Consider the following 3,654-nt stretch of genomic DNA (forward strand, 5'->3'; position numbering starts at 1 on the left):
GAGCTTCGCCGGCGCCAGCACGTCCGGAGCTTCGGACATGGCTGGAGCCTAACGGCGATCGCAAGGTCGGCGAAGCCGAACGCAGCGGGTCGCCGTCGATCGGCCCAACGGCGATCGCAAGGTCGGCGAAGTCGAACGCAGCGGGTCGCCGTCGATCGGCCCAACGGCGATCGCAAGGTCGGCGAAGTCGAACGCAGCGGGTCGCCGTCGATCGGCCCCTGCGTCCACCTCAGCGCGCATGCCAGACTGAGGGGCGTGGGTGCGATCACTTTGGACGGCAAATTTACGCGCGACGAGATCTTCGTCGACCTGACGAAGCGGGTGGCCGCTCTGACCGCGGCCGGGCGGACGCCCGGTCTGGGCACCGTCCTGGTGGGTGACGACCCGGGCTCGCAGGCCTACGTCCGTGGAAAGCACGCCGACTGCGCCAAGGTGGGCATCACCTCGCTGCGTCGCGACCTGCCCGCCGACATCAGCCAGGCCAAGCTAAACGAGACCATCGACGAACTCAACGCCAACCCTGAGTGCACGGGTTACATCGTCCAGTTGCCGCTGCCGAAGCATCTCGACGAGAACGCGGCGTTGCAGCGCGTCGACCCGGCCAAGGACGCCGACGGGCTGCACCCGACGAACTTGGGCCGGCTGGTACTCATGGACCCGGCCCCGCTGCCTTGCACGCCGCGCGGCATCGTGCACCTGTTGCGCCGCTTCGACGTCGAGATCGCCGGTGCCCAAGTGGTCGTCATCGGCCGCGGCGTCACAGTCGGCCGCCCGCTGGGCCTGTTGCTGACCCGCCGCTCGGAGAATGCGACGGTAACGTTGTGCCACACCGGAACTCGTGATCTTGCCGCGCTGACCAAGCAGGCCGACATCATCGTCGCCGGGGTGGGTGTGCCGCACATGCTGACCGCTGACATGGTTCGTCCCGGCGCGGCCGTCGTCGACGTGGGAGTCAGCCGGGTGGACGGCAAGCTCGTCGGCGACGTCCATCCGGATGTGTGGGAGGTGGCCGGTCATGTGTCGCCGAACCCCGGCGGCGTGGGCCCGCTGACCCGCGCGTTCCTGCTGACCAATGTTGTCGAGCTGGCCGAAGGACAGTGAGCGTGCTTCGGTTGTTGCGCCCGCAGTGGCCGATCGTGACGGTGGTGTTGATCTTTGTCATCGCGTTCAGCCTGGCGGCTGCTAACTTCTGGCGCCGTGGCGCACTGCTGATCGGCATCGGGGCCGGTATCGCGGCGGTGCTGCGTTTGGCGCTCACCGAGGATCGCGCCGGTCTTCTGGTGGTGCGCAGCAAGGGAATTGACTTCACCATGATGGCGACGGTCGCTTCCGCGATGGTCTACATCGCCTGGACGATCGACCCGTTGGGGACGCGCTAGACTCCCGGAATTCCCGTCACGCCAGGGAACTGTGGTGGGCCAGAAGGATTGCCGCCCAATAGGTTCGCCATCTGCTCGGGGCAGTAGGTCCGAATCGCGATGGTGGTGAACATTCGGGCCGCCTGCGGCGACATGCCGCGGCGGGCGACGCCCGATGCGGCGGCGGCGAAGCTACCGCCCGGCTGGGCGATCATCGGGCAGATGGATTGTCCGACCGCCATCGCATTGCCCGGCTCGCCGTACTCGACGCCGGCATGGCTGAGCGCGTCGATGAAGTTGTCGTCGTTGGGATCTGCCTCGCCCGGCGTGGAGAACGCGGTCGCCATTGTGATCAGACACCCGAGACCGATCAACGCGCGCGCCGTAAACGGCCGATTGTTCATCTGCGACATCCGATTACGACGCATACCCACCCCTCAACGTCTGCGTTCGCATCGAACACTGGTATACCGCTGTCACGTCCAGAACACGGCGCGGTAAAGGTTCGCGCACGTTTCGCGCGACACGCGTCGACACATGTTGTGCCACCGCAGCTAACGCCAACGGGTGACTGACAATGCAGGGTATGACAGGAGTCCGACGTTGACGCATGAGATGTCGCGTCAGGCGTTTCTGCGTGGCGCAGCCGGGGCCTTGGCCGTCGGCGCGTTCGTGGGCTCAGCCCGCGCCGGTGCCGAACCGGTCTTGTCCGGTTGGGATGGACTGTCAAGAGCCATTGGCGGGCAGGTGATTCAGCCGAATGGTCCGCAATTCGGTTCGGCCAAAGCGGTTTTCAACACCAACTACAACGGGATGACGCCGGCCGCGGTGATCACCCCAACATCGCCCGCCGACGTGCAGAAGGTGATGGCGTTCGCAGCGGCCAACAATCTCAAGGTCGCTCCGCGCGGCGGCGGACATTCCTATGTGGGGGCGTCCACCGCTAACGGCACAATGGTGCTCGACCTGCGCCAGCTGCCCGGGGGCGTCGACTACGACGCCGCCACCGGCCAGGTCACGGTGCCGCCCGCTACGAGTTTGTATGCGATGCACCAGGTGCTGGCGGCGGCGGGCCGGGGAATCCCCACGGGCACCTGTCCGTCGGTCGGCGCCGCGGGCCACGCCCTGGGCGGCGGGCTGGGTGCTCATTCCCGGCACGCCGGGCTGATGTCGGACGCGCTGCGGTCGGCGACGGTGGTGCTGCCCGGCGGCCAGACGGTCATCGCGTCCGCCAACTCGCAGCCCGACCTGTTCTGGGCGTTGCGCGGCGGCGGTGGCGGCAACTTCGGCGCGACCACCTCGCTGACCTTCGCGACGTTTCCGGCCGGCGAGGTCGACGCGGTGAACCTCAACTTTCCGCCGCAGTCGTTCGCCCAGGTGCTGGTGGGTTGGCAGAACTGGCTACGGACCGCCGACCGCAGCTGCTGGGCGCTGGCCGATGCCACCGTCGACGCGATGGGCACGCACTGTCGCATCCTGGCAACCTGTCCACCCGGGTCGGGTGGCAGCGTGGCGTCGGCCATCTCCTCAGCCGTCGGCATCCCACCGGCCGGCACGGACAACCACACCTTCAACTACCTGGACCTGACGAATTATCTGGCCGTCAACAACCTCAACCCGTCGCCGCTCGGATACGTTGGCGGCTCAGACGTTTTCGCGACAATCACGCCGGCGGCCGCCCAGGGCATCGCTGCGGCAGTGGACGCGTTCCCGCGCGGAGCGGGCCGGATGCTGGCGATCATGCACGCGCTCGACGGCGCACTGGCCGACGTGCCTGCGGGGGCGTCGGCGTTTCCGTGGCGGCGGCAGTCGTCGTTGGTGCAGTGGTACGTCGAAACACCCGGCGACCCGTCCGCCGCGGTCGGCTGGCTCAGCACGGCACACCGGGCGGTGCAACCGTATTCGGTTGGCGGCTATGTGAATTACCTCGAGGCGAACCAGCCGGCTTCGCGGTACTTCGGCCCGAATCTGTCGCAGTTGAGCGCCGTTCGGCAGAAGTACGATCCCGGCCGGGTGATGTTCTCCGGTATGCCGGTGTGAGGCTGGGGAGTTATCCACAGTTGCGCATTCATCCACAATGACGCTTGCTGCGCTCCGGCATGTCGGTGCGCAGCAATACAATTCGGACATGCGTTCTAGTAGTCGAGAAGAGATCGTCGACGTGTTCGACGCACTCGAGGCCGACTTCAAACGCGCATTGGATCTTCGTTGCGACGCGCTGACCACCCCGGAACGGCTGACGCTGCTGCAGCGTTGCGAGAAGTTTCGCCGTCTCTTGCCTGCCGTTGAGCACCCG

General features: G+C 66.9%; 3 protein-coding genes and 1 pseudogene. 3 read left to right on the plus strand and 1 reads right to left on the minus strand.

Annotation, left to right across the window (positions count from 1 at the left end):
* Positions 1-255: 255 nt before the first annotated feature.
* Both WAO18_RS13395 and WAO18_RS13400 read left to right on the plus strand, forming a co-directional pair.
* Complete coding sequence (locus tag WAO18_RS13395) at positions 256-1,101, plus strand: bifunctional methylenetetrahydrofolate dehydrogenase/methenyltetrahydrofolate cyclohydrolase (RefSeq protein ID WP_422206755.1); 846 nt, start codon at positions 256-258, stop codon at positions 1,099-1,101.
* Between the two features lie 2 nt (positions 1,102-1,103).
* Positions 1,104-1,379, plus strand: coding sequence for a DUF3017 domain-containing protein (locus tag WAO18_RS13400; RefSeq protein ID WP_422206756.1), 276 nt, complete (start codon positions 1,104-1,106; stop codon positions 1,377-1,379).
* Between the two features lie 11 nt (positions 1,380-1,390).
* Here WAO18_RS13400 and WAO18_RS13405 read toward each other — a convergent pair.
* Positions 1,391-1,762, minus strand: a pseudogene (locus tag WAO18_RS13405) (DUF732 domain-containing protein); the annotation flags it as partial.
* A gap of 199 nt (positions 1,763-1,961) precedes the next feature.
* Between WAO18_RS13405 and WAO18_RS13410 the strand changes: the two are divergent.
* Positions 1,962-3,398 carry an FAD-binding protein gene (locus tag WAO18_RS13410; protein WP_422206757.1) on the plus strand — a complete coding sequence of 479 codons (1,437 nt, stop codon included), beginning with the start codon at positions 1,962-1,964 and terminating at the stop codon, positions 3,396-3,398.
* The last annotated feature ends 256 nt before the right edge of the window (positions 3,399-3,654 follow it).

The organism is Mycobacterium sp. (genome assembly GCF_049278535.1).
Classification (GTDB): Bacteria; Actinomycetota; Actinomycetes; order Mycobacteriales; family Mycobacteriaceae; genus Mycobacterium.